20 protein-coding genes are annotated in these 23,468 nt (G+C 57.9%); 11 read left to right on the forward strand and 9 right to left on the reverse strand.

Annotated features, from left to right (window positions below; translation table 11 throughout):
* The first annotated feature begins 17 nt into the window (after positions 1 to 17).
* From DK510_RS16695 to DK510_RS16720, 6 genes are all read left to right on the forward strand, one after another.
* Entirely contained in the window at positions 18 to 452 is a 435-nt protein-coding gene (locus tag DK510_RS16695; RefSeq protein ID WP_109313051.1) for a GFA family protein, read from the forward strand.
* Complete coding sequence (gene gltB, locus DK510_RS16700) at positions 449 to 4,981, forward strand: glutamate synthase large subunit (RefSeq protein WP_109313052.1); 4,533 nt, start codon at positions 449 to 451, stop codon at positions 4,979 to 4,981. The genes DK510_RS16695 and gltB overlap by 4 nt, the downstream gene beginning before the upstream one ends.
* 161 nt (positions 4,982 to 5,142) lie before the next feature.
* Positions 5,143 to 5,877, forward strand: coding sequence for a monofunctional biosynthetic peptidoglycan transglycosylase (gene mtgA / locus DK510_RS16705; RefSeq protein ID WP_109313053.1), 735 nt, complete (start codon positions 5,143 to 5,145; stop codon positions 5,875 to 5,877).
* Between the two features lie 58 nt (positions 5,878 to 5,935).
* A complete protein-coding gene (locus tag DK510_RS16710) occupies positions 5,936 to 6,601 on the forward strand; it encodes a glutathione S-transferase family protein (RefSeq protein WP_109313054.1) in 666 nt (221 codons plus the stop codon).
* 78 nt (positions 6,602 to 6,679) lie between these two features.
* Entirely contained in the window at positions 6,680 to 7,717 is a 1,038-nt protein-coding gene (gene queG, locus DK510_RS16715; protein WP_109313055.1) for a tRNA epoxyqueuosine(34) reductase QueG, read from the forward strand.
* Positions 7,718 to 7,789: 72 nt separating this feature from the next.
* On the forward strand, positions 7,790 to 9,793 hold the full coding sequence (locus tag DK510_RS16720; RefSeq protein WP_109313056.1) for a hydantoinase/oxoprolinase family protein: 2,004 nt from the start codon (positions 7,790 to 7,792) through the stop codon (positions 9,791 to 9,793).
* Between the two features lie 27 nt (positions 9,794 to 9,820).
* Here the strand turns inward: DK510_RS16720 and msrA are convergent, their stop codons facing one another.
* Both msrA and msrB read right to left on the reverse strand, forming a co-directional pair.
* Positions 9,821 to 10,330, reverse strand: a complete 510-nt coding sequence (gene msrA, locus DK510_RS16725) for a peptide-methionine (S)-S-oxide reductase MsrA (RefSeq protein WP_109313057.1) — start codon at positions 10,328 to 10,330, stop codon at positions 9,821 to 9,823.
* Positions 10,327 to 10,776 (reverse strand): peptide-methionine (R)-S-oxide reductase MsrB, encoded by a 450-nt coding sequence (msrB, locus tag DK510_RS16730; protein ID WP_109313058.1) that lies wholly within the window; start codon positions 10,774 to 10,776, stop codon positions 10,327 to 10,329. Before msrB ends, msrA begins: the two co-directional genes overlap by 4 nt.
* 145 nt (positions 10,777 to 10,921) lie before the next feature.
* Here msrB and DK510_RS16735 point away from each other — a divergent pair, with 145 nt between their 5' ends.
* On the forward strand, positions 10,922 to 11,443 hold the full coding sequence (locus DK510_RS16735; protein WP_109313074.1) for a glutathione peroxidase: 522 nt from the start codon (positions 10,922 to 10,924) through the stop codon (positions 11,441 to 11,443).
* Here the strand turns inward: DK510_RS16735 and DK510_RS16740 are convergent.
* The gene (locus tag DK510_RS16740; RefSeq protein ID WP_109313059.1) at positions 11,419 to 12,306 is read right to left on the reverse strand and encodes a DMT family transporter; all 888 of its coding nucleotides are present in this window, start codon (positions 12,304 to 12,306) and stop codon (positions 11,419 to 11,421) included. The genes DK510_RS16735 and DK510_RS16740 overlap by 25 nt on opposite strands.
* A 169-nt stretch (positions 12,307 to 12,475) precedes the next feature.
* Here DK510_RS16740 and DK510_RS16745 point away from each other — a divergent pair, with 169 nt between their 5' ends.
* A complete protein-coding gene (locus DK510_RS16745) occupies positions 12,476 to 13,684 on the forward strand; it encodes a BCCT family transporter (protein WP_370246371.1) in 1,209 nt (402 codons plus the stop codon).
* A 108-nt stretch (positions 13,685 to 13,792) separates the two neighbouring features.
* Here the strand turns inward: DK510_RS16745 and DK510_RS16750 are convergent, their stop codons facing one another.
* The 5 genes from DK510_RS16750 to DK510_RS16770 all read right to left on the reverse strand — a co-directional run bounded on the left by DK510_RS16750 (position 13,793) and on the right by DK510_RS16770 (position 19,405).
* Entirely contained in the window at positions 13,793 to 14,572 is a 780-nt protein-coding gene (locus DK510_RS16750; protein WP_109313060.1) for a hypothetical protein, read from the reverse strand.
* Positions 14,573 to 14,704: 132 nt separating this feature from the next.
* On the reverse strand, positions 14,705 to 14,992 hold the full coding sequence (locus DK510_RS16755) for an HU family DNA-binding protein (protein ID WP_039533371.1): 288 nt from the start codon (positions 14,990 to 14,992) through the stop codon (positions 14,705 to 14,707).
* 130 nt (positions 14,993 to 15,122) lie between these two features.
* The gene (locus DK510_RS16760) at positions 15,123 to 16,586 is read right to left on the reverse strand and encodes an AMP nucleosidase (protein ID WP_109313061.1); all 1,464 of its coding nucleotides are present in this window, start codon (positions 16,584 to 16,586) and stop codon (positions 15,123 to 15,125) included.
* Positions 16,583 to 18,385, reverse strand: coding sequence for an adenine deaminase (gene ade / locus DK510_RS16765; protein WP_109313062.1), 1,803 nt, complete (start codon positions 18,383 to 18,385; stop codon positions 16,583 to 16,585). The genes DK510_RS16760 and ade overlap by 4 nt, the downstream gene beginning before the upstream one ends.
* A 144-nt stretch (positions 18,386 to 18,529) precedes the next feature.
* Positions 18,530 to 19,405, reverse strand: a complete 876-nt coding sequence (locus DK510_RS16770; protein WP_109313063.1) for a LysR substrate-binding domain-containing protein — start codon at positions 19,403 to 19,405, stop codon at positions 18,530 to 18,532.
* 118 nt (positions 19,406 to 19,523) lie between these two features.
* Here DK510_RS16770 and DK510_RS16775 point away from each other — a divergent pair, with 118 nt between their 5' ends.
* Together DK510_RS16775 and DK510_RS16780 are read left to right on the forward strand one after the other, a co-directional pair.
* Positions 19,524 to 20,279, forward strand: coding sequence for a class II aldolase and adducin N-terminal domain-containing protein (locus DK510_RS16775; protein ID WP_109313064.1), 756 nt, complete (start codon positions 19,524 to 19,526; stop codon positions 20,277 to 20,279).
* 22 nt (positions 20,280 to 20,301) lie between these two features.
* The gene (locus DK510_RS16780; protein WP_109313065.1) at positions 20,302 to 21,291 is read left to right on the forward strand and encodes a sterol desaturase family protein; all 990 of its coding nucleotides are present in this window, start codon (positions 20,302 to 20,304) and stop codon (positions 21,289 to 21,291) included.
* Here the strand turns inward: DK510_RS16780 and DK510_RS16785 are convergent.
* Positions 21,288 to 22,229 carry a GlxA family transcriptional regulator gene (locus DK510_RS16785; protein ID WP_109313066.1) on the reverse strand — a complete coding sequence of 314 codons (942 nt, stop codon included), beginning with the start codon at positions 22,227 to 22,229 and terminating at the stop codon, positions 21,288 to 21,290. The two genes, DK510_RS16780 and DK510_RS16785, sit on opposite strands and share 4 nt — an antisense overlap.
* Before the next feature lie 78 nt (positions 22,230 to 22,307).
* Here DK510_RS16785 and DK510_RS16790 point away from each other — a divergent pair, with 78 nt between their 5' ends.
* Complete coding sequence (locus DK510_RS16790) at positions 22,308 to 23,468, forward strand: acyl-CoA dehydrogenase family protein (RefSeq protein ID WP_109313076.1); 1,161 nt, start codon at positions 22,308 to 22,310, stop codon at positions 23,466 to 23,468.

Consider the following 23,468-nt stretch of genomic DNA (forward strand, 5'->3'; position numbering starts at 1 on the left):
AGCGACAGGAGGGTCTGATGCCCGAATTGCAAGGTCAATGCATGTGCGGCGCGGTCACGGTGACCGCAACCCCGGCGCGGGATTCGCTGGGAGCCTGCCATTGTGATCAATGCCGTCGCTGGACCAGTTCGATGCTGGTAACCTTCGCGGCCGAGCCCGGCTATGCCGCCTTGGGACCGGTCAAGACCTACACCTCGTCGGAATGGGCCGAGCGGGCGTTTTGCTCGGACTGTGGTTCGGCGTTGTGGTACCGGATCACTTTGCCGGGCGAGATGCACGGACAAACCCAAATGGCTGCCGGTCTTTTCGACGACACCGGCAACCCGCTGAAACTTGAACTTTACATAGATAAAAAGCCCGAGGGCTACGCGTTCGCAGGAGAGCGCCGGCAGATGACCAAAGCCGAGGTCGAAGCCATGTATGCCCTGCCGGAAGAAGGAGACAGCCAATGACCAAATATGATGCCGATTGGGTGCGGGCGGAAGAAGCCAAGCGCAAATGGATGGCCGAAAATGGTCTCTATTCCGAGGATGAAGAGCATTCTTCATGCGGCGTAGGTCTTGTGGTTTCGATTGACGGCAAAGCGTCGCGTAAGGTGGTGGATGCCGGGATCGACGCGCTCAAGGCAATCTGGCACCGCGGCGCGGTGGACGCAGACGGCAAAACGGGTGATGGCGCGGGTATCCACGTGCAGATCCCGGTTCCGTTTTTTTATGACCAGATCCGCCGCACCGGGCATGAGCCGCGACTGGATCAACTGATTGCGGTTGGTCAGGTCTTTTTGCCGCGCACCGATTTCGGTGCGCAGGAGCAGTGCCGGACCATCGTGGAAACCGAAGTCCTGCGCATGGGCTATTACATTTATGGTTGGCGTCATGTGCCGGTCGATGTGACCTGCTTGGGTGAAAAAGCCAACGCCACCCGCCCTGAGATCGAGCAGATCCTGATCTCGAACTCAAAAGGTGTGGATGAAGACACGTTCGAGCGTGAGCTTTATGTGATCCGTCGCCGCATCGAAAAGGCGGCACTGGCCGCCGGGATTTCAGATCTGTATCTGGCCTCGCTCAGCTGCCGGTCGATCATCTATAAGGGCATGATGCTGGCCGAGCAGGTCGCGGTGTTCTACCCCGATTTGATGGACGAGCGCTTTGAAAGTGCCTTTGCCATCTACCACCAGCGGTATTCGACCAATACATTCCCGCAGTGGTGGCTGGCGCAGCCCTTCCGCATGCTGGCCCATAACGGCGAGATCAACACGCTGAAGGGCAACATCAACTGGATGAAAAGCCATGAGATCCGCATGGCCAGCGGCACCTTTGGTGACTATGCCGAGGACATTAAGCCGATCATCGCAGGTGGTTCGTCGGATTCGGCGGCTCTGGACTCTGTTTTTGAAGTTCTTGTGCGCGCGGGTCGTTCGGCACCAATGGCGAAAACCATGCTGGTGCCGGAAAGCTGGTCCAAACAGGCGGTCGAGCTACCGCAGGCGTGGCGCGACATGTATTCCTACTGCAACTCGGTGATGGAGCCGTGGGACGGCCCTGCCGCACTGGCGATGACGGATGGTCGTTGGGTCTGTGCGGGTCTGGACCGGAACGGGCTGCGCCCGATGCGTTACGTCGTAACTGGCGATGGTCTGGTCATTGCAGGGTCCGAGGCCGGGATGGTGCCGATTGACGAGGCCACCGTGACCGAAAAAGGCGCCCTTGGCCCGGGTCAAATGCTGGCCGTCGACATGAAGAAGGGCAAGTTGTTCCGCGACACGCAGATCAAGAACAAACTGGCCCGTGCGCTGCCATTTGGCGAATGGGTCGGCAAGATTCACGATCTGGATGCCACTCTGGCAGGTGTGACCGAAACCCCGATTTTCTCGGGAGAGGAACTGCGCAAGCGTCAGATCGCGGCTGGTTATTCGGTTGAAGAGCTGGAGCAGATCCTCGCCCCGATGGCGGAAGATGGAAAAGAGGCGCTGGCCTCGATGGGTGACGATACGCCCTCGGCGGTTCTGTCCAAGCAATACCGCCCGCTCAGCCATTTCTTCAGGCAGAATTTTAGCCAGGTGACCAACCCGCCGATCGACTCTTTGCGTGAATACCGCGTGATGTCGTTGAAAACGCGGTTTGCGAACCTCAAGAACGTGCTGGATGAAGACAGTAGTCAGACCGAGATTGTGGTTCTGGAAAGCCCCTTTGTCGGCAACGCGCAATGGGACAAGCTGGTTGAAAGCTTTGATGCACCGCTGGCCGAGATCGATTGTAGCTTTGAGCCCGGCCAAGGCGCACTAAGCGACGCATTAGCCCGTGTTAGAGCCGAAGCAGAAGAGGCCGTCCGATCTGGCGCTGGGCATCTGGTTCTGTCCGACATGAACTCGGGCGAAGGTCGTGTGGCGATGCCCATGATCCTTGCCACAAGTGCGGTGCACTCGCACCTGACCCGTCAGGGCCTGCGGACGTTCTGTTCGTTGAACGTACGCTCGGCGGAATGTGTCGACCCGCATTACTTTGCCGTTCTGATCGGTTGTGGTGCGACAGTGGTGAACGCCTATCTGGCCGAGGATTCGCTGGCCGACCGTATTGATCGCGGCCTTTTGGACGGGAGCCTGACCGAAAATGTCGCCCGCTTCCGCGAAGCGATCGATCAGGGCCTGTTGAAGATCATGGCCAAGATGGGAATCTCGGTAATCTCGTCCTATCGCGGCGGCCTGAACTTTGAGGCCGTTGGCCTGAGCCGAGCGATGGTGGCCGAATACTTCCCTGGAATGACCAGCCGGATTTCCGGCATCGGGGTTACCGGTATTCAGACCAAGGCCGAGGAAATCCACGCCAAGGCATGGGTCAATGGTCTGGACGTGCTGCCCATCGGTGGGTTCTACAAGGCGCGGAAATCGGGTGAGACCCACGCGTGGGAAGCGACCTCGATGCATATGATGCAGATGGCCTGTAACCGGGCGTCCTATGAGCTGTGGAAGCAGTACTCGGCCAAAATGCAGTCGAACCCGCCGATCCATCTGCGTGACCTGATGGATTTCAAACCGCTGGGCAAACCAATCCCGATTGAAGAAGTGGAATCGATCACTTCGATCCGTAAACGCTTTGTCACGCCAGGCATGTCGCTGGGTGCGCTGTCGCCCGAGGCGCATAAGACGCTGAACGTTGCGATGAACCGGATCGGTGCGAAATCCGACTCCGGCGAGGGTGGCGAAGACCCGGCGCATTTCGTGCCGGAGCCCAATGGCGACAACCCGTCGGCCAAGATCAAACAGGTGGCCTCGGGCCGGTTCGGTGTGACTGCCGAATACCTAAACCAGTGTGAAGAGCTTGAGATCAAGGTCGCCCAGGGTGCAAAACCCGGTGAAGGCGGTCAGCTGCCGGGCATGAAGGTCACCGACCTGATTGCGCGTCTTCGTCATTCGACCAAGGGCGTGACCCTGATCTCGCCACCACCGCACCACGATATCTACTCGATCGAGGATCTGGCGCAGCTGATCTATGACCTGAAACAGATCAACCCGCGCTGCAAAGTGACGGTAAAACTGGTGGCGTCCTCGGGCGTTGGCACGATTGCCGCCGGTGTGGCCAAGGCCAAAGCGGACGTGATCCTGATCTCGGGGCACAATGGCGGCACCGGGGCATCTCCGGCGACCAGCATCAAATACGCCGGTCTCCCGTGGGAGATGGGCCTGACCGAGGCGCATCAGGTTCTGGCGATGAACAACCTGCGCGATCGCGTGACCCTGCGGACCGATGGTGGCTTGCGCACCGGTCGTGACATCGTCATGGCCGCGATGATGGGAGCCGAGGAATACGGTATCGGCACCGCTGCTCTGATCGCGATGGGCTGTATCATGGTGCGTCAGTGCCAGTCGAACACCTGCCCGGTCGGTGTGTGTACGCAGGACGAATCCCTGCGGGCAAAGTTCACCGGTAATGCCGATAAGGTCGTCAACCTGATCACCTTCTACGCACAGGAAGTGCGCGAGCTGCTGGCCAGCCTCGGTGCGCGGTCGATTGACGACATCATCGGACGGGCAGATCTGCTGGCGCAGGTCAGCCGTGGTTCGGCACATCTGGATGATCTGGACCTCAATCCGCTGCTGATCACCGTCGATGGTGCCCATAACATCGTCTACAACCGCGACAGAGACCGGAACGCGGTGCCTGATACGCTGGATGCTGAAATCGTGCGCGATGCCGCCCGTTTCCTGAAAGACGGCGAGAAAATGCAGCTGTCTTATGCGGTTCAGAACACGCATCGGACCGTGGGCACGCGAGTGTCCAGCCATATCGTGCAGAATTTCGGGATGCGGAACACGTTCCAGCCGGACCATTTGCACGTGAAACTGCAAGGCTCGGCCGGTCAGTCGCTGGGGGCCTTCGCGGCCCCGGGTCTAAAGCTCGAGGTGTCGGGTGATGCCAACGACTATGTCGGTAAAGGCCTGTCCGGGGGCACAATCGTCGTGCGTCCGCCGCAGGTCAGCCCCCTGAAAGCGGACGAGAACACCATTATCGGCAACACCGTTCTTTACGGCGCAACCGATGGACACCTGTTTGCGGCTGGCCGCGCGGGTGAGCGGTTCGCGGTTCGGAACTCGGGCGCCACTGTGGTGATCGAGGGCTGTGGCTCGAACGGCTGTGAATACATGACCGGTGGTATCGCGGTGATCCTGGGTGGCATCGGTGCCAACTTTGGCGCAGGCATGACGGGCGGTATGGCTTATCTGTACGACCCCGAAGGAAAGGCCGAGCAGCTGATGAACATGGAAACGCTGGTGACCTGTCCGGTGACCGTCGACCATTGGGAAGATCAGTTGAAATCGCTGATCGAAACACATCAGGCTGAAACCAACAGCCGCAAGGCCGCCGACATTCTGCAGCATTGGGAGGTCGAAAAGACCAACTTCCTTCAGGTTTGCCCGAAAGAGATGCTGAACAAGCTCAGCCATCCTCTGACAACCGAGGCAACTGCTGTTCCCGCCGAGTAAGCGGAAATAGTGAGACTAAATCAGAACCCCGCGTGTCACCAAGGACACGCGGGGTTTTCAATTTACGGACCGGCCTTGCTTAAGATTGCATACCCGCGCAACGCTCAGATCAGGCAAGATAAACCGTTCCAAACCCGGCCACAGCGTCGTATAGCAACAAAATGGCAAGAACAGCAGCGCGCAAGTCGAGCAAAAAGAAAAGCAAGGCGTCAAAGTCAAAAAGGCCACTGATCCCGCGGATTCGTCGTTGGGTCACACGCGCCGCTTTGGGTGTCGTGGCCTTCATCGTTGGGTTGGTCCTGCTGTACTCGGTGGTCAATCCGCCGGTGACTCATACGATCTGGTCAGAATGGCGACGATTGGGAAAGGTTGAGCGTGATTGGGTGCCGATAGAGGAAATTGCCCCGGTTATGGGCAGATCTGCGGTCGCCGCCGAGGACGCGAATTTCTGCCTGCATTGGGGCTTTGACGTTGAAGCAATCCGCGATGCGCTGGAAGATGGCGGCAGCCGGGGGGCCTCGACCATTACCCAGCAGGTCGTGAAGAACGTGTTCCTGTGGCAGGGGCGCAGTTGGGTGCGCAAGGCGCTTGAAACGTCGATTACGCCCGTCGTCGAAATCTTCTGGAGCAAACAGCGGATTCTGGAGGTCTATCTGAACGTTGCCGAGACCGGACAGGGGGTATTCGGGGTCGAGGCCGCGGCACAGCGATATTACGGAACAAGTGCGGCCAAGATGTCCCCAGTACAGGCGGCACGGCTGGCGGCGATCCTGCCGTCCCCGCGCAACAGATCCGTCACAGATCCGTCGGTTCGAACTCGCAGACGTGCGGCATCCATCCGGGATGGGGCGGCCACCATCCGCGCAGATGGTCGCGCGGATTGTTTCGAGGATTGAAACCCTATGCCCCTCAAGGCTAAAGCTGGGGGGTATTCACTGGTTCGATTGGAAGATTATGGCGCGTCTGTTTCATGTTCCCCTGTCCCCGTATTGCCGCAAGGTGCGCCTGTCGCTTGCGGAAAAGAAAATCGAGGTTGAGCTGGTCGAGGAACGATACTGGGAACAAGACCCGGATTTCCTGCGCCGCAACCCTGCCGGAAAAGTCCCGGTATTGCGTCTTGATGGGCAGGTCATGGCGGAAAGCGCCGCCATTTGTGAGTATATCGAAGAAACCCGCCCTGAACCTCCGCTGATGCCCAAAAAACCCGAAGCGCGGTACGAGGTGCGGCGTTTGGTTGGCTGGTTCGATGACAAGTTCCATCACGAGGTCACATCTCGACTGCTATATGAGCGGGTGAACAAGAAGGTGACGGGCGAGGGTTATCCCGACAGCAAAAACGTCAAGGCAGGCGCGAAGGCGATCAAGTATCATCTGGATTATATGGCATGGCTGCTGGATCACCGTCGCTGGCTGGCAGGTGATCAGATGACACTGGCCGATTTTGCCGCTGCCGCGCATCTGTCATCACTGGATTATATTTCGGATGTAGATTGGAACCGTTCTCAGGCGGTCAAAGACTGGTACGCCAAGATCAAGTCGCGACCCGCGTTCCGATCGATTTTGGCGGATCAGGTGCCAGGGTTCCGGCCACCGCCGCATTACGCCGATCTGGATTTCTGATAGGGTGAGGGTTCAGGGGGCTGTCTGCCCCCTCTTGGCCCGGTGTGCCAATTCACCCCCGAGGAAATTTGCAGCCAGATGAAGAGTGGATCAGGTCTAAAAGAAAAGCTGGTGGCGCAGGCGTTGAGCGAGGGATTTGTTTCTTGCCGTGTTTGCCGACCTTGGGACGTGCCTGAAGTGCCGTCGCGCTTGCAGGCATTTTTGGATGCCGGGTATCACGGGCAGATGGGGTGGATGGCCGAGCGGACCCATTGGCGCGGCGATCCGGCCGCATTGTGGCCCGAGGCGCGGTCGGTCATCATGCTGGCCGAGAGCTATTCGCCTGACCATGATCCGACCGAAGTGCTGCAGCATCCGGACAAGGCGGCGATTTCTGTTTATGCGCAGAGCAAGGATTACCACGATCTGGTCAAGAAGCGGCTGAAGCGGTTGGCGCGCTGGCTGATTGCGGAAGCTGGTGGAGAGGTAAAAGTCTTTGTTGATACCGCGCCTGTGCCGGAGAAGGCTTTGGGCCATGCGGCAGGGCTGGGCTGGCAGGGAAAACACACCAATCTCGTAAGCCGCGACTGGGGAAATTGGGCCTTTATAGGCTCTGTTTTTACGACGTTGGACCTGCCTGCAGACATGTCTGAAACTGACCATTGCGGTAATTGTCGAGCTTGTTTGAGCGCCTGTCCGACGGAGGCGTTTCCCGCCCCGTATCAGTTGGATGCGCGGCGATGCATTTCATATCTGACGATCGAACATAAAGGGCCGGTCGACGAAGAGCTGCGCCAAAAGCTGGGAAACCGGATTTATGGATGCGACGATTGTTTGGCCGCGTGTCCGTGGAACAAATTTGCGGTTGCCGCGAGCGATGTGCGATACGCCGCGCGTGATGATCTGAAAGCACCACCGCTGTCCGAGCTTGCTGTGTTGGATGATGCGGCGTTTCGGGCCAAGTTCTCGGGCTCGCCGATCAAGCGGATCGGGCGGGATCGGTTTGTGCGCAATGTTTTGTATGCAATTGGAAACTCGCACCAGACTGATCTGATGACTGTGGCCCAGTCGCTGGTCGATGACCCCGATCCGACTGTGGCGGATGCCGCGCGCTGGGCGGTGAAACGATTGTCGTAAGTGACGCAAACAGGCTGGACGTGTCGGTCCAAACCGCTACACCCGTGAACAGCGAACAGGAAGGAGATCCCGATGGCGTTGGCTTTGGGGGTGGATACGGGTGGAACCTATACGGATGCGGTGCTGATCCGGGACGAGAAAGAGGTGATCGCCTCGGCCAAATCCCTGACCACACGCGCCGATCTTGCAATTGGCGTCGGCAGGGCGATCTCGGCCGTGTTGGATCAGGCGCAGGTTTCGCCGGACCAGATCTCGATGGCGTCCTTGTCGACAACATTGGCGACGAACGCCTTGGTCGAAGGGCAAGGTGGTCGAGTCGCGCTGATTTACATCGGGTTTAAGGAAGCAGACCTTGAGAAACATGGGCTGCGGGATGCGCTGAAGGGTGATCCAGCGCTGGTGATTGGCGGTGGGCATAGCCACGCCGGGGGTGAGGCTGCTCCATTGGATGTCGATGCGTTGGAAGCATTTTTAGCGTCGCACAAAGATGTTTCTGGGTTTGCGGTTGCCGCGCAGTTCGCAACGCGGAACCCGGCGCATGAATTGCATGCCGCGCGTGTCATTGCCGAGAAAACCGGGGCTCCGGTAACGTGCTCTCATCAGTTGTCGGCCAAACTGAACGGTCCGAAGCGCGCGGTCACGGCGGTTTTGAACGCGCGTTTGATCGGCATGATCGACCGTCTGATCGGGCGGGCGCAGGATCGGTTGATTGATCTGGGGATCACGGCCCCGATGATGGTTGTGCGTGGTGACGGCGCGCTGATGAGCGCAGAACAGGCGCGGGAGCGGCCGATTGAAACCATCCTTAGTGGTCCTGCGGCCTCGATCGTCGGTGCAAGCTGGCTGACTGGGGTTCAAAACGCGCTGGTGTCCGACATTGGCGGCACCACGACGGATGTTGCGCTGATTCGGGATGGCAAACCCGCGATTGACCCAGCGGGCGCGCAGGTCGGCGGGTTTCGCACGATGGTTGAGGCGGTTGCCATGCGCACCCACGGATTGGGTGGAGACAGCCAGGTGCATGTGGTCACCGAAGGGCTGAGTGGCGGTGTGTTTTTGGGGCCGCGACGGGTGCTGCCGGTTTCCCTGATTGCCGCCGAGGCACCTGAGGTCGTTCACGCCGTTCTGGATACCCAACTAAGGGCGACGACTGTGGGTGAGCATGACACACGGTTCGCCCGCCGTGTTCCCGGCATCAACGCCGACGGGTTGGGTGCGCGCGAAGAGTCGCTGTTGGAGAGGCTGGGCGAGAACGTCATGCCCCTAAGTGACCTGCTGCGCACCCGTATGGAGAACGGAGCTTTGTCGCGTCTGGTGGATCGCGGTGTCGTTCAGGTTTCGGGTGTGACGCCATCGGATGCCAGCCATGTTTTGGGCCGATTGGATGCCTGGGATGCGGACGCAGCCCACAAGGCGTTGGAGCTGGTTGCGCGCAAGCGGGTGGGGACTGGCGACAGGTTGGCCGCCACCCCGGAACAGTTGGCGCAGATGATCGTGGATCAACTGACCGAACAGACATCTTTGACCTTGTTAGAGACCGCTTTTGCGGAAAAATCCGAAGGATTTGATCTACCACCTTTTGACCTGGCTCGGCATGTCCTGATGCAGAAAGGGCTGGCGCGGCATCGCGGTTTGCTGGCGCTGGACGCATCGCTGAACGTGGATGTGGTAGGTCTTGGCGCTTCGGCTCCAAGTTACTACCCGGCTGTCGGGGATCGTTTGCATTGCGCGATGATCCTGCCGGAACACGCAGGCGTGGCCAACGCGATCGGGGCGGTTGTTGGCCGGCTTACACTGCGCAGATCGGGAACGGTGACGTCTCCGTCCGAAGGGCGCTACCGGGTTCATCTGGAAGAAGGGCCGCAGGATTTCACGGAATCCGACAAGGCCTTGGCGTTGCTGGAAACGGTTCTGAGGGATCAGGCCGAGGGCGCAGTGCGACAGGCCGGAGCAGCAGATATCCGGGTGGTTGTCGATCGCGACATCCGCACTGCGCGCATCGAAGCGCAGGACGTGTTTGTCGAAGCGATGATCACGGTCGAAGCCAGCGGGCGCCCAAGGATGGCGTCTGGTTAGGCCCCCGATAGGAAGGGGGCCAACCGGTTACTCAGCTGCGTCGCGTTTGGGCAGAACCCAATCGGGGCGTGGGAAGTGGCAGGTATAGCCGTTGGGGATACGTTCAAGGTAATCCTGATGTTCAGGTTCGGCTTCCCAGAAATCGCCTAAGGGTTCGACCTCGGTGACGACTTTGCCCGGCCAAATGCCGCTGGCATTCACATCGGCAATCGTGTCTTCCGCCATCTGTTTTTGCGTGGCATTCACATAGTAAATGGCCGAGCGATAGCTCATCCCGCGGTCATTGCCCTGACGATTCACTGTTGTCGGGTCGTGGATCTGAAAGAAGAACTCGAGCAGGTCGCGATATGTGATCCGCGAGGGGTCGAAAATGATTTCGATCCCTTCGGCATGAGTGCCGTGGTTACGGTAGGTGGCGTTGGGCACGTCGCCGCCGGTATAGCCGACGCGGGTGCCAGACACACCGGGTAGCTTGCGGATCAGGTCCTGCATGCCCCAAAAGCAACCTCCGGCAAGAACAGCGCGTTCAGTGGTCATTGGATGTCCTCCACATGGGTCAGGTATTCGCCATACCCTTCGGCCTCCATCTCATCGCGATGAATGAACCGCAATGAGGCAGAGTTGATGCAGTAACGCAGCCCGCCGTGTTCGCGCGGGCCGTCGGGAAACACATGGCCCAGGTGACTGTCCCCATGTTTCGAGCGGACCTCGGTCCGGATCATGCCAAGCGTGCGATCTTCGATTTCTTCGACATGCTCGTGCACGATGGGTTTGGTAAAGCTGGGCCAACCGCACCCGGATTCGTATTTGTGGGCCGAGGCAAACAGCGGTTCGCCCGAGACGATATCGACGTAGATACCCGGTTCCTTGTTATTCAGCAATTTTCCGGTGCCGGGGCGTTCTGTACCGCTTCGTTGGGTGACGTGGTATTCTTCGGGTGAGAGAGCGGCAATGGCCTCGGGGTCTTTGGTGTAGCGGGTCATGGCTTCTCCGGTGTTGATGCGATCTGGGTTTCTATTTGGGCACAGTGGCGCGGAAATCAAAATCATATTTCAGCCGGTTCGCGTTCTCGTGCAGGTGATCCGAATGCCAGACGCGTGCGTAATTCATAATAAAGGAGGTGACGCCATGTTCAGACTGCATCTGTTATTCGCCCTATTGCTGTTGGCCCGCGTGGTTCAAGCAGCACCTTTGACCGGTGAATTTGTCTCGATCGACGGTGGCACTTTGTCCCTTGAGGATTGGCGTGGCAAGCCGGTATTGGTTGTGAACACGGCATCCCATTGCGGATTCACAGGGCAATATGCTGGCTTGCAAAAGATTCATGACACCTATGCTGATCGAGGTCTCGTGGTTTTGGCCGTCCCTTCGGATTCGTTCAATCAGGAATTGGGCACGGCGGCAGAGGTCAAACAGTTCTGCGAGATGAACTATGGCTTGACCTTGCCCATGACCGACATCACGTCGGTTAAAGGCGCCGCGGCCCATCCGTTCTACCGTGCGGTTGCTCAGCAGACGGGATTCGTACCCAAGTGGAATTTCAACAAGATCCTGATTGATCCAGCAGGTGAAGTGATTGCGACCTATGGGTCGAACGTGAAACCGGATTCACCGAAATTGTTGCGTCAGGTTGAGGCCTTGCTCCGCTGATCGGTTTGCCGGGACAACTGCACCGCCAGAATACCCAGCGTCGTGATACCGACACCTACTGCATCCATGGGCCCAAGTTTTTCGCCCAGGAAAACTGCGGCGACGGCCACACCAAACACCGGGTTCAGAAAGTGAAAAGTCGCGGCCCGGATTGCGCCGATACGGTTCAACAGCATGAACCAAATTAGCGTCGCCAGCAGGCCGGGGAACAGCGTTGTGTAGGCAAACGCCAGCAACCAGGGACCGTTGGGATGGATGTAAATTGTCTCGAATACGGGGGCCGCGAGGAACAGAATTGCCGCGCCCACAAGCATCTGCAGCCCGACCACCATCATGAAATTGCCGCCGGACGTTGCCCCGCGCACAGCCAAGGTCGCAAAGCTGAGCGCCAGTGCCCCAAGCCCGCACAACATGACGCCAAACAGGTCTGCGCCCGCGCTTATCCGGCTGCTCATGATCAACGCGACGCCCGCGAAACCGGCCAACAACCCGAACACGCCCAGCGGTCGAAGTTTTTCGTGGAAAAGGGTCCAGCTGGCCAGCGCGACGATCAGGGGCATTGTTGATGCAATAATCGCCGCAACAGATGCCTGTACGGTTTGCATTGCGTAGAAATTCAGACCCAAATACAGGGCATTTTGGCATATTCCGAACAGGATGGTTGCGTACCACTGCGCGCGAGTCAGGCGCCAGCTTTGGCCCATGGCCCGCGCAATCGCGACCCCCAGCAACCCCGAAATCAGAAATCGCAGCGCCAGTGAGAACAGGGGCGAGGCATCGGCGACGATGATCCGCGCCGAGGTAAAGGCTGACGACCAGATGAAGGCAAATGCCAGCCCCATGGCTATGGCGCGCAAATCCATGGTGACCCTTTCCCAAATGCCGCGACTGTTTCCGAAATTCCTGAAACGCGCAAGCGCCGCGCGTCAAAATAAACACAGGTTTCGCCTGTTGCATTCAGCATTGGCAGTTTTGTTGATTGACCAGTCAATTAAAGCTATACGATCCGCACTTTGACTAACCAAGGGAGGAATGTTGGTGCTTTTGGAGTATATTCTGTCTTTCGGCGTCCTGCTGGCATTGGGCCTGGTCGCTTTCTTCGTCGTGAAATGGTGGAACCTGCGTTGTGTGGGCGTCACGCCTGTGCATCTGTTCACCTTCATTGCGATCCTGTTCACGTCCGGTCTGGATGTCGGCCTGATCATGTTCCCGCTGACCGAGTTTGGCGGCTATGCCGAGGAACCGGCCTATGCCTTTGCGAACCCGCTGGCCATCGAGTTCGGCTTCTGGGGTTTCCTGATCTGGGCCTTCTACTTCCTGACAGCGTTCTATTTCTGCGTCATCGAACCCCGCGTGAAGTTCTTTGAGATCCCGCTGGTCAAGCTGATCAACAACGTAGTCATCATTGGCACCTGCGCCTTCACCGCCAGCCTGTTCCTGATCTACCTGCCCGGCTATCTGCCCGAGGTCGGAGACGGCGAATCCGTGGTCACCACTTTCTATGTCATCGTATTTGTGGTCATTCTGGCGGCGGCTTATTCGTCAACCGACCTGAAATACGTCCGTATCCTGTCTGTAGGTTCGACTATCCTGTTCCTGACGCTGATCCTTGGAATGTGGATTGCCGCGGGCATGGGCATGACCGGAGTTGTTGAAACCGGCAGCAATATCGGTGCCTATTTCGCCAATCTGCACAAGTTCGTGTTGCCGCTGACTGATTATCACGCCTTCTACCTGTTCTGGTGGTTTGCGTGGTCGATCATGATTGGCCAGTTCACCTCGCGCTTTGTTGGTGGGCTGAAAACCTGGCAATTGCTGGCCGCGCTGCTGATCTTCCCGTCGATCCCGTTGGCGATCTGGTTCACCGTTCTCTATTACTATCACCTGAACGGCATCAGCACTGCGGGCATCACCAACATCGCGATGGTGATTGTGGGCGTGACCTTTGTGATCAACTCGCTGGACTCCCTGATCCGCCTCTATACCGACAACCTGAACCTGACTGTCGAGCGGTTCGGCAAGGCGATCTACGTCGCAGGCAACGTCGCTTTGTTGTTTGTCCTCACCCTGCTGTTCCAGAGCCAGTGGCTGCAGATCCAGTGGATCGGAGCCGTGGTCGTCGGTCTGTACTTGGCCTGCGTGGTCTATATTCTGATCACCAAGCGCAAAGAGGTGCTGAGCATCGATTCAATGCCAGAAGGTCGTGATCTGGACTTCCACAAGGTTGAGACGGTTCACTGATCAATTAGTAGCAGAACTTTAAAAGGGCGCTGCATTTGGCGCCCTTTTTTTGTGCTACTCATCGCAGTTATCGGCTATGCGGAAAAACGGACCTTTAAAGGAAGGCTTCTACGAGGAATTTGAGGTTATGCAGGACACAAACGCTCGCGCATTGCGAGACATGTGCTGCCAATGGGGTAGAAGCTTCAGGGAATAGTCGATGTCGAAGTCGACCAGCGGCGACTCGATGTAATGCCGACAGCCCGGATACGGGACTGAACCGGGCTTTTTGCAGGTTATCACGTCGGTGATTTGACCGCTGGAGTTGCGAGAAATATACAGCTCAGTATCGCTGTAGGCGCTGGTTTCTGGATCTCGGAAGGGTGGTGCATCAGACACTAACGTTTCCAGTCCAAGTATAGATTCGACCGCATAAAAATCGGGTACATCAGCGACGGTGTAGCCTCGAACTTGAGTAGCGAAATGCTCAGCGATAGTGTCCATCGGCCTATAGTCGGTCAACAACATGCCGACATAGGGCCCCTCCTGACGTTTTGGCAAAAGCTCAGGTGGCCAGAGCGTGAAGCTCTCGCCGTGAATCCGCAGAACCTGGCCTTCCCGCGTCGTGTTGTCCCGTAACTTGAGTCGAGGATCGAAATAACCGCGTGGAATGCTAAGACGAACTCTCTCTGCGCCAGGCTGCAATTCAAGAAAAACAGTTAGATTGGTCGAGTGATCCGAAGGGCAAATGAACGGCGATGGCTCGAATGTAGACGCGTCGTAGATTTCAGCGGTTGATCGGGACGTGGCGGCTACCACAGCGAGTATGCCGACGACTATCGAGATGGTCCGGAGGATTACATTCCGCATCCGCTCAAAGTAGAAAACCCATGCTAAAGATTCAAGCACAGCGATTCACTTGCCCCGGTAAACCTATGTCGTAGAAGGGCTCAAAGCGGAAATACGCAAAACAAAGAATCCAAGAAGTGAAAAAAGGGCCCCCCGAAGGCGACCCTCTATCGTTTGCAGTGAAAGCTGAGATCAGCCGTTCACGCTGTCCTTCAGAGCTTTCGCAATGGTCATTTTGACCACCTTGTCGGCTTCTTTCTTGAACTGCTCTCCGGTGGCGGGGTTGCGCACCATGCGCTCGGGGCGCTCGCGGCAGTAGATTTTGCCAACGCCAGGCAGGGTCACTGCGCCGCCGGCTGAAACTTCGCGGGTGATCAGGCCGGTCATGGCCTCCAACGCTGCGTTTGCAGCTTTCTTGTCGGTTCCCATTTCCTCAGCGAGAGCAGCCACCAGCTGAGTCTTTGTCATAGGCTTTGCCATTTCTTGGTCTCCTTAACGTGCCCGATACATAGGGCCTCACCGCGTAACTGTAACGGGATATTGTGGTCGAACACAACGAATAGTAGCGTTGAAAACCCTAAAAATATGGGGAAATCGTTGCTTTTTTGCGTCAGAGAAAGGCTGTTTCGTCGAATGAACGCAATTTCCGGCTGTGCAGACGCTCTAACGGCATGCCGCGCAGGTGTTCCATCGCCCGAATTCCGATTGCAAGATGGCGACTGACCTGGGTGGTATAAAAGGCAGATGCCATGCCCGGAAGCTTTAATTCGCCGTGCAGCGGTTTGTCAGAAACACACAACAATGTGCCGTAGGGAACCCGGAACCGATAGCCATTTGCGGCGATGGTTGCGCTTTCCATATCCAGTGCAATGGCGCGGGATTGGCTGAGCCTTTGCACAGGGCCGGATTGGTCGCGCAGTTCCCAGTTGCGGTTGTCGACCGAGGCGACGGTGCCTGTGCGCATGATCCGCTTAAGCTCGTATCCTTCCAACTCGGTGACCTCGGCCACGGCGCTTTCCAACGCGACCTGAACCTCGGCCAGCGGCGGGATCGGAACCCAGACCGGCAGGTCATCGTCCAGCACCTTGTCTTCACGCAGGTAGGCGTGGGCCAGAACGAAATCCCCCAGCGCCTGCGTGTTGCGCAGCCCGGCACAGTGGCCGACCATCAGCCAGGCGTGGGGCCGCAGAACGGCGATATGGTCAGTGGCCGTTTTAGCGTTCGAAGGCCCAACGCCGATATTGACCAGCGTGATTCCGGACCCGTCCTCGCGTTTCAGGTGATAGGTTGGCATTTGCGGCAGCTTCAGTGGTTGGACCAACTCTTCCTCGGAGCCCTTGATCTCGACATTCCCGGTCGAGACGAAGCTGGTGTAACCGCTGTCCGGGTCGGCCAATTGCGCGCGCGCGTAATTCTCGAACTCAGAGACGTAGAACTGGTAGTTCGTGAACAGGACATGGTTCTGGAAATGGCTGGGATCCGTCGCGGTATAATGCGCAAGTCGGGCCAGCGAATAGTCGACGCGTTGGGCAGTAAACAAGGCCAGCGGACCGGCTTCATCCTCGTTGTCGTAAACCCCGTTGACGATATCATCGTTGGTCGTGGTCAGGTCGGGAACGTCAAAGACATCGCGCAACGTGAACCCGGCCGCGCCTTGTTGCGGGACGTGCAGATCGGGATTGTTGGCAACCGCGAAATGCACCGGGATTGGTGTGTCGGACGGCCCAATCGTAACCGGCTGGTCGTGGTTCTTGATCAGCAACGCGATCTGCTGGGTCAAATAAGACCGAAACAAATCTGGTCGCGTAACGGTCGTGGCATGAATGCCGGGTTCTGAGACGTGGCCAAAACTCAGGCGGCTGTCGACATGCGCATAGGACGACGTTCTGATGCGAATTTCCGGGTAATAGGCTCTGAACCGGGCCGTTGGTGCGCCATGCTCAATGGCTGCCGAGAAACTGTCGCACAGAAAGCGGGTTGCTTGTTCATACAGCGCTTCCAACCGAGCGACCGCTGCTTTGGGGTCGGTGAATTGTTCCGGTTTAGGTGCGTCGGGTGTTTTTATTATTGTCATGCAAGTGGTTCCAGAAGATCAATCTTTTCAAAGGTGCGCACATCCACCAGGCCCAGATCCGATATCCGCAATTCCGGAATCACGACCAGCGCCAGCAATGAGTGCTGCATATATGCGTTGTTGAGGGTGCAGCCGCAGGCCACCATCGCGGCAACCATGTCGTCGGCCTTGGCAGCAACCTGTGATGCAGCGCTGTCAGACATCAGGCCCGCAATGGGCAATTCGACCAGCGCCAGTTCTTCGCTATCGCGGAAGATGGTTATGCCACCACCCACCTCGGCCAGCCGATTTGCGGCCAGTGCCATCTGTTCGCGATCCGTGCCGACTACGATCATGTGATGACTGTCATGTGCCACGGTCGAGGCCATGGCCATTTTGCCCTGATATCCGAATCCGGAAACGAAAGCGTTCGTCACGCCGCCCGTCGCCTGGTGCCGTTCAACCAGCGCGATCTGGCAGACATCGTCGTCGCCCTCGACCAATCCTTCGATGATCGGCAATTCAGACTTCAACGCATTGGTCGGAGCTTGGTTTTCCACCACACCGATCACGTTGGCCTGCACGCGGTTTGCCCCTGCGGGCGCTTGGATTTCGAAATCGGCAGCGGTCAGCGTATGCCCCAGATGCACGGTGTTCCGGGCGGTATCAGGCCAGTTGAGGTGCGGGCAATCCACGGTAATTTTGCCGCTGTCGGCTACGATCTGACCGCGCGCAATCACGGTCTCGATGGGTAGTTCTTTCAGGTCCGAGCTGAGGATGACATCCGCGCGCCGCCCCGGTGTGATCGAGCCGATCTCACGCTCCAGCCCGAAGTGGGTCGCCGTGTTGATCGTTGCCATTTGCAGGGCAATCAGCGGATCACATCCGCAAGCGATGGCGTGCCGAACCACGCGATTCATATGGCCGTCATTAACCAGCGTGCCTGAGTGGCAATCGTCGGTGCACAGGATAAAGTTGCGCGGGTCCAACCCTTTTTTCGTGACCGCAGTGATCTGGCTTTCCACGTCATACCAGGCCGAGCCCAGCCGCATCATCGACCGCATCCCCTGCCGAACACGTGCGATCGCGTCTGCCTCGCAGGTACCTTCGTGATCATCCGCCGGACCCCCGGCAACATAGGCGGCGAAATCAGGCCCTAAATCAGGCGAAGCGTAGTGTCCTCCTACGGTTTTCCCGGCGCGTTGCGTTGCGGCGATTTCCGCCAGCATCTTTGGATCGCCATTGATGACACCGGGAAAGTTCATCATCTCGCCCAAGCCGATGATGCCGGGCCAGCTCATCGCTTCGGCCACGTCTTCGGCGGTAATTTCGTACCCTGTGGTTTCCAACCCCGGTGCGGAGGGGGCACAGGACGGCATCTGGGTAAAGATGTTCACCGGTTGCATCATCGCCTCGTCATGCATCATGCGTACGCCGTCCAGGCCAAGGACATTTGCGATCTCATGCGGGTCGGTGAACATGCTGGTGGTTCCATGCGGAATGACAGCGCGGGCAAATTCAGCCGGTGTCAGCATGCCCGATTCGATATGCATATGGGCATCACACAGGCCAGGGATCATATAGCGCCCGGTGGCCTCGATGACCTGAGTCTCTGGGCCGATGCAGTGTGATGCATCGGGTCCGACGTAAGCGATGCGCCCATCAGCGATGGCAAGGTCATGGTTAGGAAGGCTTTCGCGGCTGTGCACATTCACCCAGATTCCGCCGCGAATGACCGAATCTGCAGCTTCGCGACCTGCGGCTACGGCAATCAAACGGAGGGCGACATCGGGCCAACTAGGGAAGGGTGTGTGTTCCATGGCCCAACTTTCCCGAATGCGCAGGAAGGTTCAACCCCTTGTGAACAGGTATCATCAAACCGTCACTCAGCGCGTCAGCGCTGCACTGCCCAACCAGAAGAGACGCCCGGCAGGGCATCGATGATGGGCGGGAGCAACCCTCGGTTATTTCTGTGTATCATGCTCCAGCTCGCGGCGAACCCAATTGGCAAACGCTATGGCGCCGGGGCTTTCTTCGGCGCTCGGCGACAGCAGCAAGTAATAGGCTTCGGGCATAGGCGCGCGATGAGCAAACGGAGCAACCAAACGACCCTGTTCAATCAGGTCGCGGGCAATGGTGTCATGTGCCAGACACAGCCCTCCGCCAGCCATGGCTACGGACAAGCTGACCAAGTAGGTGGTCGAATAGGTGATTGCAGGATTTCCCCAATTTAGACCCTGTTCTTCGGCCCAACCCAGCCAATTCGAAAGAAGGTTTGAGCAGTCAAAAAGCGGGTGCTGTTGCAGGTTGTCCAACGTCACGTGATAGCCCGGCGCACAGACTGGATAATAGTGATCGGTTCTCAGCAATTCGGTCCTAACTGTATCTGACGGCCGTAGTGAATAACGGATTTCCACGGCGGCCCCTTCGGCCATTTCGCGCGGCTCCCAAAGCTCAGTAAAGATATTCAATTGCACCTCGGGATGCTGTACCCGAAATTTCGGCAGTCTGGGCGCCAACCAATTCACGGCAAAGGTGATGTTGCTTTGAACCTGAACCGCGTTCTGCTGGGCGCCAGTCACGGCCTGAGTTCCACGTACCAGTGTCCGAAATGCCTCGCGCACCACCGGAAGATACGTGATGCCCGCTTCGGTCAGTTCCAACGCGCGTGGTCGACGCAAAAACAAAGGCTGGCCAAGGTACCCTTCCAAGGACTTGATCTGCTGGCTGACCGCGCTTTGCGTCATGTTCAGATCCCGGGCCGCGCCGGTAAAGGACAAGTGCCGCGCCGCTGCCTCAAACGTGCGGAGCCAACCCAGCGGAGGAAGTGGTTTTTGCATGTGTATAACCTTGCCATTAGTTCAGCTAATGGAATAGTTGCGTTTTTTTCGTTGGTCAATTTTTGACGCTACAGGCACGATTTCCGAAAGTTCTCAGCTATCCGCAAAGGAGCCCGGAATGACTGCTACAAACCTGCGCGCCAATATCGACCACTGGGCCGAACGTGTTGATCTGGCTGCAACCTTTCGCTGGGTCGAGCGGCTGAATATGCACGAAGGTGTCGCCAACCATTTTAGTCTGGCGGTGAACCCGGAAGGCACCCAGTTCCTGATGAACCCGAACCAGATGCATTTTGCGCGGGTCAAAGCATCAAATCTGCTGCTGTTGGATGCCAATGACGCCGAGGTGATGAACCAACCCGGTGCCCCGGATCCGACGGCTTGGGGTCTGCACGGATCAATCCACCGCCACTGTCCGCATGCGCGCTGTGTGATGCACGTGCATTCGATCTTTGCGACGGTCCTGGCATCTTTGGCGGATAGCACCTTGCCGCCGATCGATCAAAATACGGCCACGTTCTACGACCGATACGTCGTGGATGAAGAGTTCGGAGGCCTCGCCTTTGAAAGCGAAGGTGAACGCTGCGCGTCGATGCTGTCGGACCCCAAGAAAAAGGTCATGATCATGGGCAATCACGGTGTCCTTGTGATCGGCAGTGATCCGGCAGATGCCTTTAATAGACTCTATTATTTTGAACGCGCAGCGGAAACCTACATCCGCGCGCTGCAGACGGGACAACGATTGCGCGTGCTGTCGGAAGAGGTTGCCGAGAAGACCGCGCAAGAGTTGGAAGACTATCCTGATCAGGCCGAAGCACATCTGCGGGAGATCAAAGTCTTGCTGGATGACGAAGGCTCGGACTACGCCACCTGACCACTTCAACTGGGTAACCGCCATGACCGACACGACTCAGAACCCCGAATCCGTCCGTTGGCACTATCACCCCGACGGCCCGGTAAGTTTAAACCCTTTGTTTAAGTGGCCGCCGCGCCCAGCTGAAGTGCTGAAATGGTACAGCGGGGCGTGGCTGCAGATCACGGCATTAACCTTGTGCCTTGCGCTGGCGGTTACGGCCTATGCTTTCTTTTTTCCGCCTTTGGAAAGTATGCAAAGCTTTGCCCCGGGTTGGATGTTTCGCATTTGGCTGCTGAACATGGTGCCCCAAATACTCGTCGCAGGTGGGCTGCACTGGTGGCTGTACATGCGAAAAGGGCAGGGCATGTACAAAAAGTTCGACCGCCGCGACCTGACCCGCAACAATGGTACGTTCACATTCCGCAATCAGGTTCTGGACAATATCTGGTGGACGCTGGGCAGCGCGATGACCGTCGCGACCGTTTATCAATGGATCATCTACTGGGCGATGGCCAACGGCTATGTGCCAACCATCACGTGGTCCGGCGCGCCGGTCTGGTTCGTTGTGTGGATGGTGTTTATCCCGATGTGGTCAGGTCTGCACTTTTACTGGGTGCACCGGTTGGAACATCACCCGAAGCTCTACAAATACGTGCATGCTGTGCATCATCGTAACGTGAACATTGGGCCTTGGTCGGGAATCTCGAACCACTGGTACGAGAACTTGCTGTACTTCACAACCTATTTCATCCACCTGATCGTTCCGTCGCACCCGTTGCATGTGCTGTTCCACGCCTCCTTCCAGCAGATCAGCCCTGTGTTGTCTCATTCCGGGTTTGAAAAACTAAAGGCCGGAGACACGGATGCCGCCCGTGCCGGTGATTTCTTTCACCAGCTTCACCACCGGTATTTTGAATGCAACTACGGCACCTCTGAAATTCCGTTCGACAAGTGGTTTGGCACATATCATGACGGATCGGCCGAGGCGACGACCCGGACAAGGGCCTACAAGAAACAGATGTATACCTAGCTGGCCCGAAGCGCGCGCGGCGTGACCCCGAATTCGGCTTTGAAGGCACGGGTCAGGGCGCTGGGGTCGTCATAGCCCGCGCGCAGGGCAACCTCACCGATGCTCAGGTCGGTTTCTGCCACCAGTTTGCGCGCAAGGTTCAGGCGCAGGCGGCGGTAAACCTGCGCGGGACCCGCGCCCAGCTCGGACTGCATGCGGACGGACAAGGCTTTCTGCGATCGGCCAACCCGGCTTGCGATTTCGGACACTGGCAAGGGGATCTCAAGGTGTTCCTGCATCAAGGCCAGCGCCTTGTTCACGTAACCGCTGGTCGCGCCGGCACCGCCCGCATGCGAGCGCGCTGAATCGCGGGTCATGAACAGTTGCGACACTTCCAGCGCCAGGGCCTGTCCCTGATCCCGTGCAATCAGATGAAGCACCAGATCAAAGGCCGCCATGGCCCCGGAACAGGTGATGCGATTGCGGTCAATGACATAGCGCTCGCGGTGGGCTTCGACATCGGGGAACCTTTCTGTAAATCCGGTCAGCTCTTCCCAGTGTATCGTGGCGCGATGCCCGTCCAGCAGCCCTGCTTGAGCCAAAAGCCAGCTGCCAGTGTCGAGGCCCGCCAGCACTTTGTACCGCTGATCCGCAGAACGCAGGCCTGAAAGGGTGCGCCACCCGCCATGCGCGCGGAATCCATAAGATGGCATGACCATCAGCATGTCCCCACTGGCGATCTGGAGTGGGCGATGCGGCGCGACCTGCAGCCCGGATGAGGATGTCACCGGACCACCCTCCAACGCAAGGAACTGCCAATCGTACAAATTACGTCCGGCCAGAGTGTTTGCAGCGCGCAGCGGCTCGACCGTATTGGCCAGGCAATGGTTCGAGAATCCGTCGAACAGAAGAACCCCGATTTGCCGCGGTGCAGAGGATGATTTAGTCCATTCTTGCATGGTAAACTTCTATTTCTGCACGTTTCAAATGGCAAGCCGCGTCAGAATATGCCGCAACGCCAGATGTGGAAACGCCCGATGCAATATGGATTGTCCGACGAACAAGAGATGATCGTCTCTACCGTTCGCAGCTTTGTGGAAAACGAAATCTACCCGCATGAGGCGCTGGTCGAGCGCACCGGCGAAGTCCCGGAGGAGATCGCGGATGAGATCAAGCGCAAGACGATTGAGCTGGGTTTTTATGCCTGTAATTTTCCCGAAAGCGTCGGTTGTGCAGGGTTGAACCATCTGGAGTTCGCGCTGGTCGAGCGTGAGCTGGGCCGCGGATCCATGGCGCTGAACCACTTCTTCGGGCGTCCTCAGAACATCCTGATGGCGTGTGAGGGCGAGCAGGTCGAACGATACCTGATGCCCGCCGTTCGCGGTGAAAGGATGGACGCGCTGGCGATGACCGAACCCGGTGCCGGGTCAGATGTTCGTGGAATGAAGTGCGCCGCGGTGCGGGATGGCGGAGACTGGGTGGTCAATGGCACCAAGCACTTCATCTCGGGCGCGGAGCACGCGGATTTCATCATCGTTTTCATCGCGACCGGAGAGGACCAGACGCCCAAAGGTCCGAAAAAGCGGATAACGGCGTTCCTGGTGGATCGCGGAACGCCCGGTTTCACCATCCGGGACGGGTACAAGTCGGTTAGCCATCGCGGTTACAAGAACATGGTTCTTGATTTCGATGATTGCCGTCTGCCCGACGCCCAGGTTCTAGGTGAGGTTGATGGCGGCTTTGAAGTGATGAACACCTGGCTTTATGCGACCCGTATCACGGTTGCTGCCATGTCCGTGGGCCGCGCACGCCGCGCTTTCGACTATGCACTGGACTATTCCGCCACGCGCGAACAGTTCGGCCAGAAGATCGGCAAGTTTCAGGGCGTGTCCTTCCAAATCGCGGACATGATCACCGAGATTGACGCGGCGGACTTGTTGACGCTGGCCGCTGCGGATCGGCTGGACAAAGGGTTGCCTGCAAATCGCGAAATTGCTTCGGCCAAGCTCTATGCCTCGGAAATGCTCGCGCGGGTCACCGATGCTGCCATCCAAATCCACGGCGGCATGGGTCTGATGGACGATTACCCGCTTGAGCGGTTCTGGCGCGACGCGCGGGTCGAACGTATCTGGGACGGAACCAGTGAAATTCAGCGCCACATTATCAGTCGCGATCTTCTGAGGGCACTCGGTGCGTGA

This window comes from Ruegeria sp. AU67 (assembly GCF_900312795.1).
GTDB lineage: Bacteria > Pseudomonadota > Alphaproteobacteria > Rhodobacterales > Rhodobacteraceae > Ruegeria > Ruegeria atlantica.

What these genes read in the sequence shown, in the direction of transcription:
- DK510_RS16695 (WP_109313051.1), top strand. Translation starts at nt 18, where the DNA reads ATGCCCGAATTGCAAGGTCAATGCATGTGCGGCGCGGTCACGGTGACC.
- gltB (WP_109313052.1), top strand. Translation starts at nt 449, where the DNA reads ATGACCAAATATGATGCCGATTGGGTGCGGGCGGAAGAAGCCAAGCGC.
- mtgA (WP_109313053.1), top strand. Translation starts at nt 5,143, where the DNA reads ATGGCAAGAACAGCAGCGCGCAAGTCGAGCAAAAAGAAAAGCAAGGCG.
- DK510_RS16710 (WP_109313054.1), top strand. Translation starts at nt 5,936, where the DNA reads ATGGCGCGTCTGTTTCATGTTCCCCTGTCCCCGTATTGCCGCAAGGTG.
- queG (WP_109313055.1), top strand. Translation starts at nt 6,680, where the DNA reads ATGAAGAGTGGATCAGGTCTAAAAGAAAAGCTGGTGGCGCAGGCGTTG.
- DK510_RS16720 (WP_109313056.1), top strand. Translation starts at nt 7,790, where the DNA reads ATGGCGTTGGCTTTGGGGGTGGATACGGGTGGAACCTATACGGATGCG.
- msrA (WP_109313057.1), bottom strand. Translation starts at nt 10,330, where the DNA reads ATGACCACTGAACGCGCTGTTCTTGCCGGAGGTTGCTTTTGGGGCATG.
- msrB (WP_109313058.1), bottom strand. Translation starts at nt 10,776, where the DNA reads ATGACCCGCTACACCAAAGACCCCGAGGCCATTGCCGCTCTCTCACCC.
- DK510_RS16735 (WP_109313074.1), top strand. Translation starts at nt 10,922, where the DNA reads ATGTTCAGACTGCATCTGTTATTCGCCCTATTGCTGTTGGCCCGCGTG.
- DK510_RS16740 (WP_109313059.1), bottom strand. Translation starts at nt 12,306, where the DNA reads ATGGATTTGCGCGCCATAGCCATGGGGCTGGCATTTGCCTTCATCTGG.
- DK510_RS16745 (WP_370246371.1), top strand. Translation starts at nt 12,476, where the DNA reads ATGTTGGTGCTTTTGGAGTATATTCTGTCTTTCGGCGTCCTGCTGGCA.
- DK510_RS16755 (WP_039533371.1), bottom strand. Translation starts at nt 14,992, where the DNA reads ATGGCAAAGCCTATGACAAAGACTCAGCTGGTGGCTGCTCTCGCTGAG.
- DK510_RS16760 (WP_109313061.1), bottom strand. Translation starts at nt 16,586, where the DNA reads ATGACAATAATAAAAACACCCGACGCACCTAAACCGGAACAATTCACC.
- ade (WP_109313062.1), bottom strand. Translation starts at nt 18,385, where the DNA reads ATGGAACACACACCCTTCCCTAGTTGGCCCGATGTCGCCCTCCGTTTG.
- DK510_RS16770 (WP_109313063.1), bottom strand. Translation starts at nt 19,405, where the DNA reads ATGCAAAAACCACTTCCTCCGCTGGGTTGGCTCCGCACGTTTGAGGCA.
- DK510_RS16775 (WP_109313064.1), top strand. Translation starts at nt 19,524, where the DNA reads ATGACTGCTACAAACCTGCGCGCCAATATCGACCACTGGGCCGAACGT.
- DK510_RS16780 (WP_109313065.1), top strand. Translation starts at nt 20,302, where the DNA reads ATGACCGACACGACTCAGAACCCCGAATCCGTCCGTTGGCACTATCAC.
- DK510_RS16785 (WP_109313066.1), bottom strand. Translation starts at nt 22,229, where the DNA reads ATGCAAGAATGGACTAAATCATCCTCTGCACCGCGGCAAATCGGGGTT.
- DK510_RS16790 (WP_109313076.1), top strand. Translation starts at nt 22,308, where the DNA reads ATGCAATATGGATTGTCCGACGAACAAGAGATGATCGTCTCTACCGTT.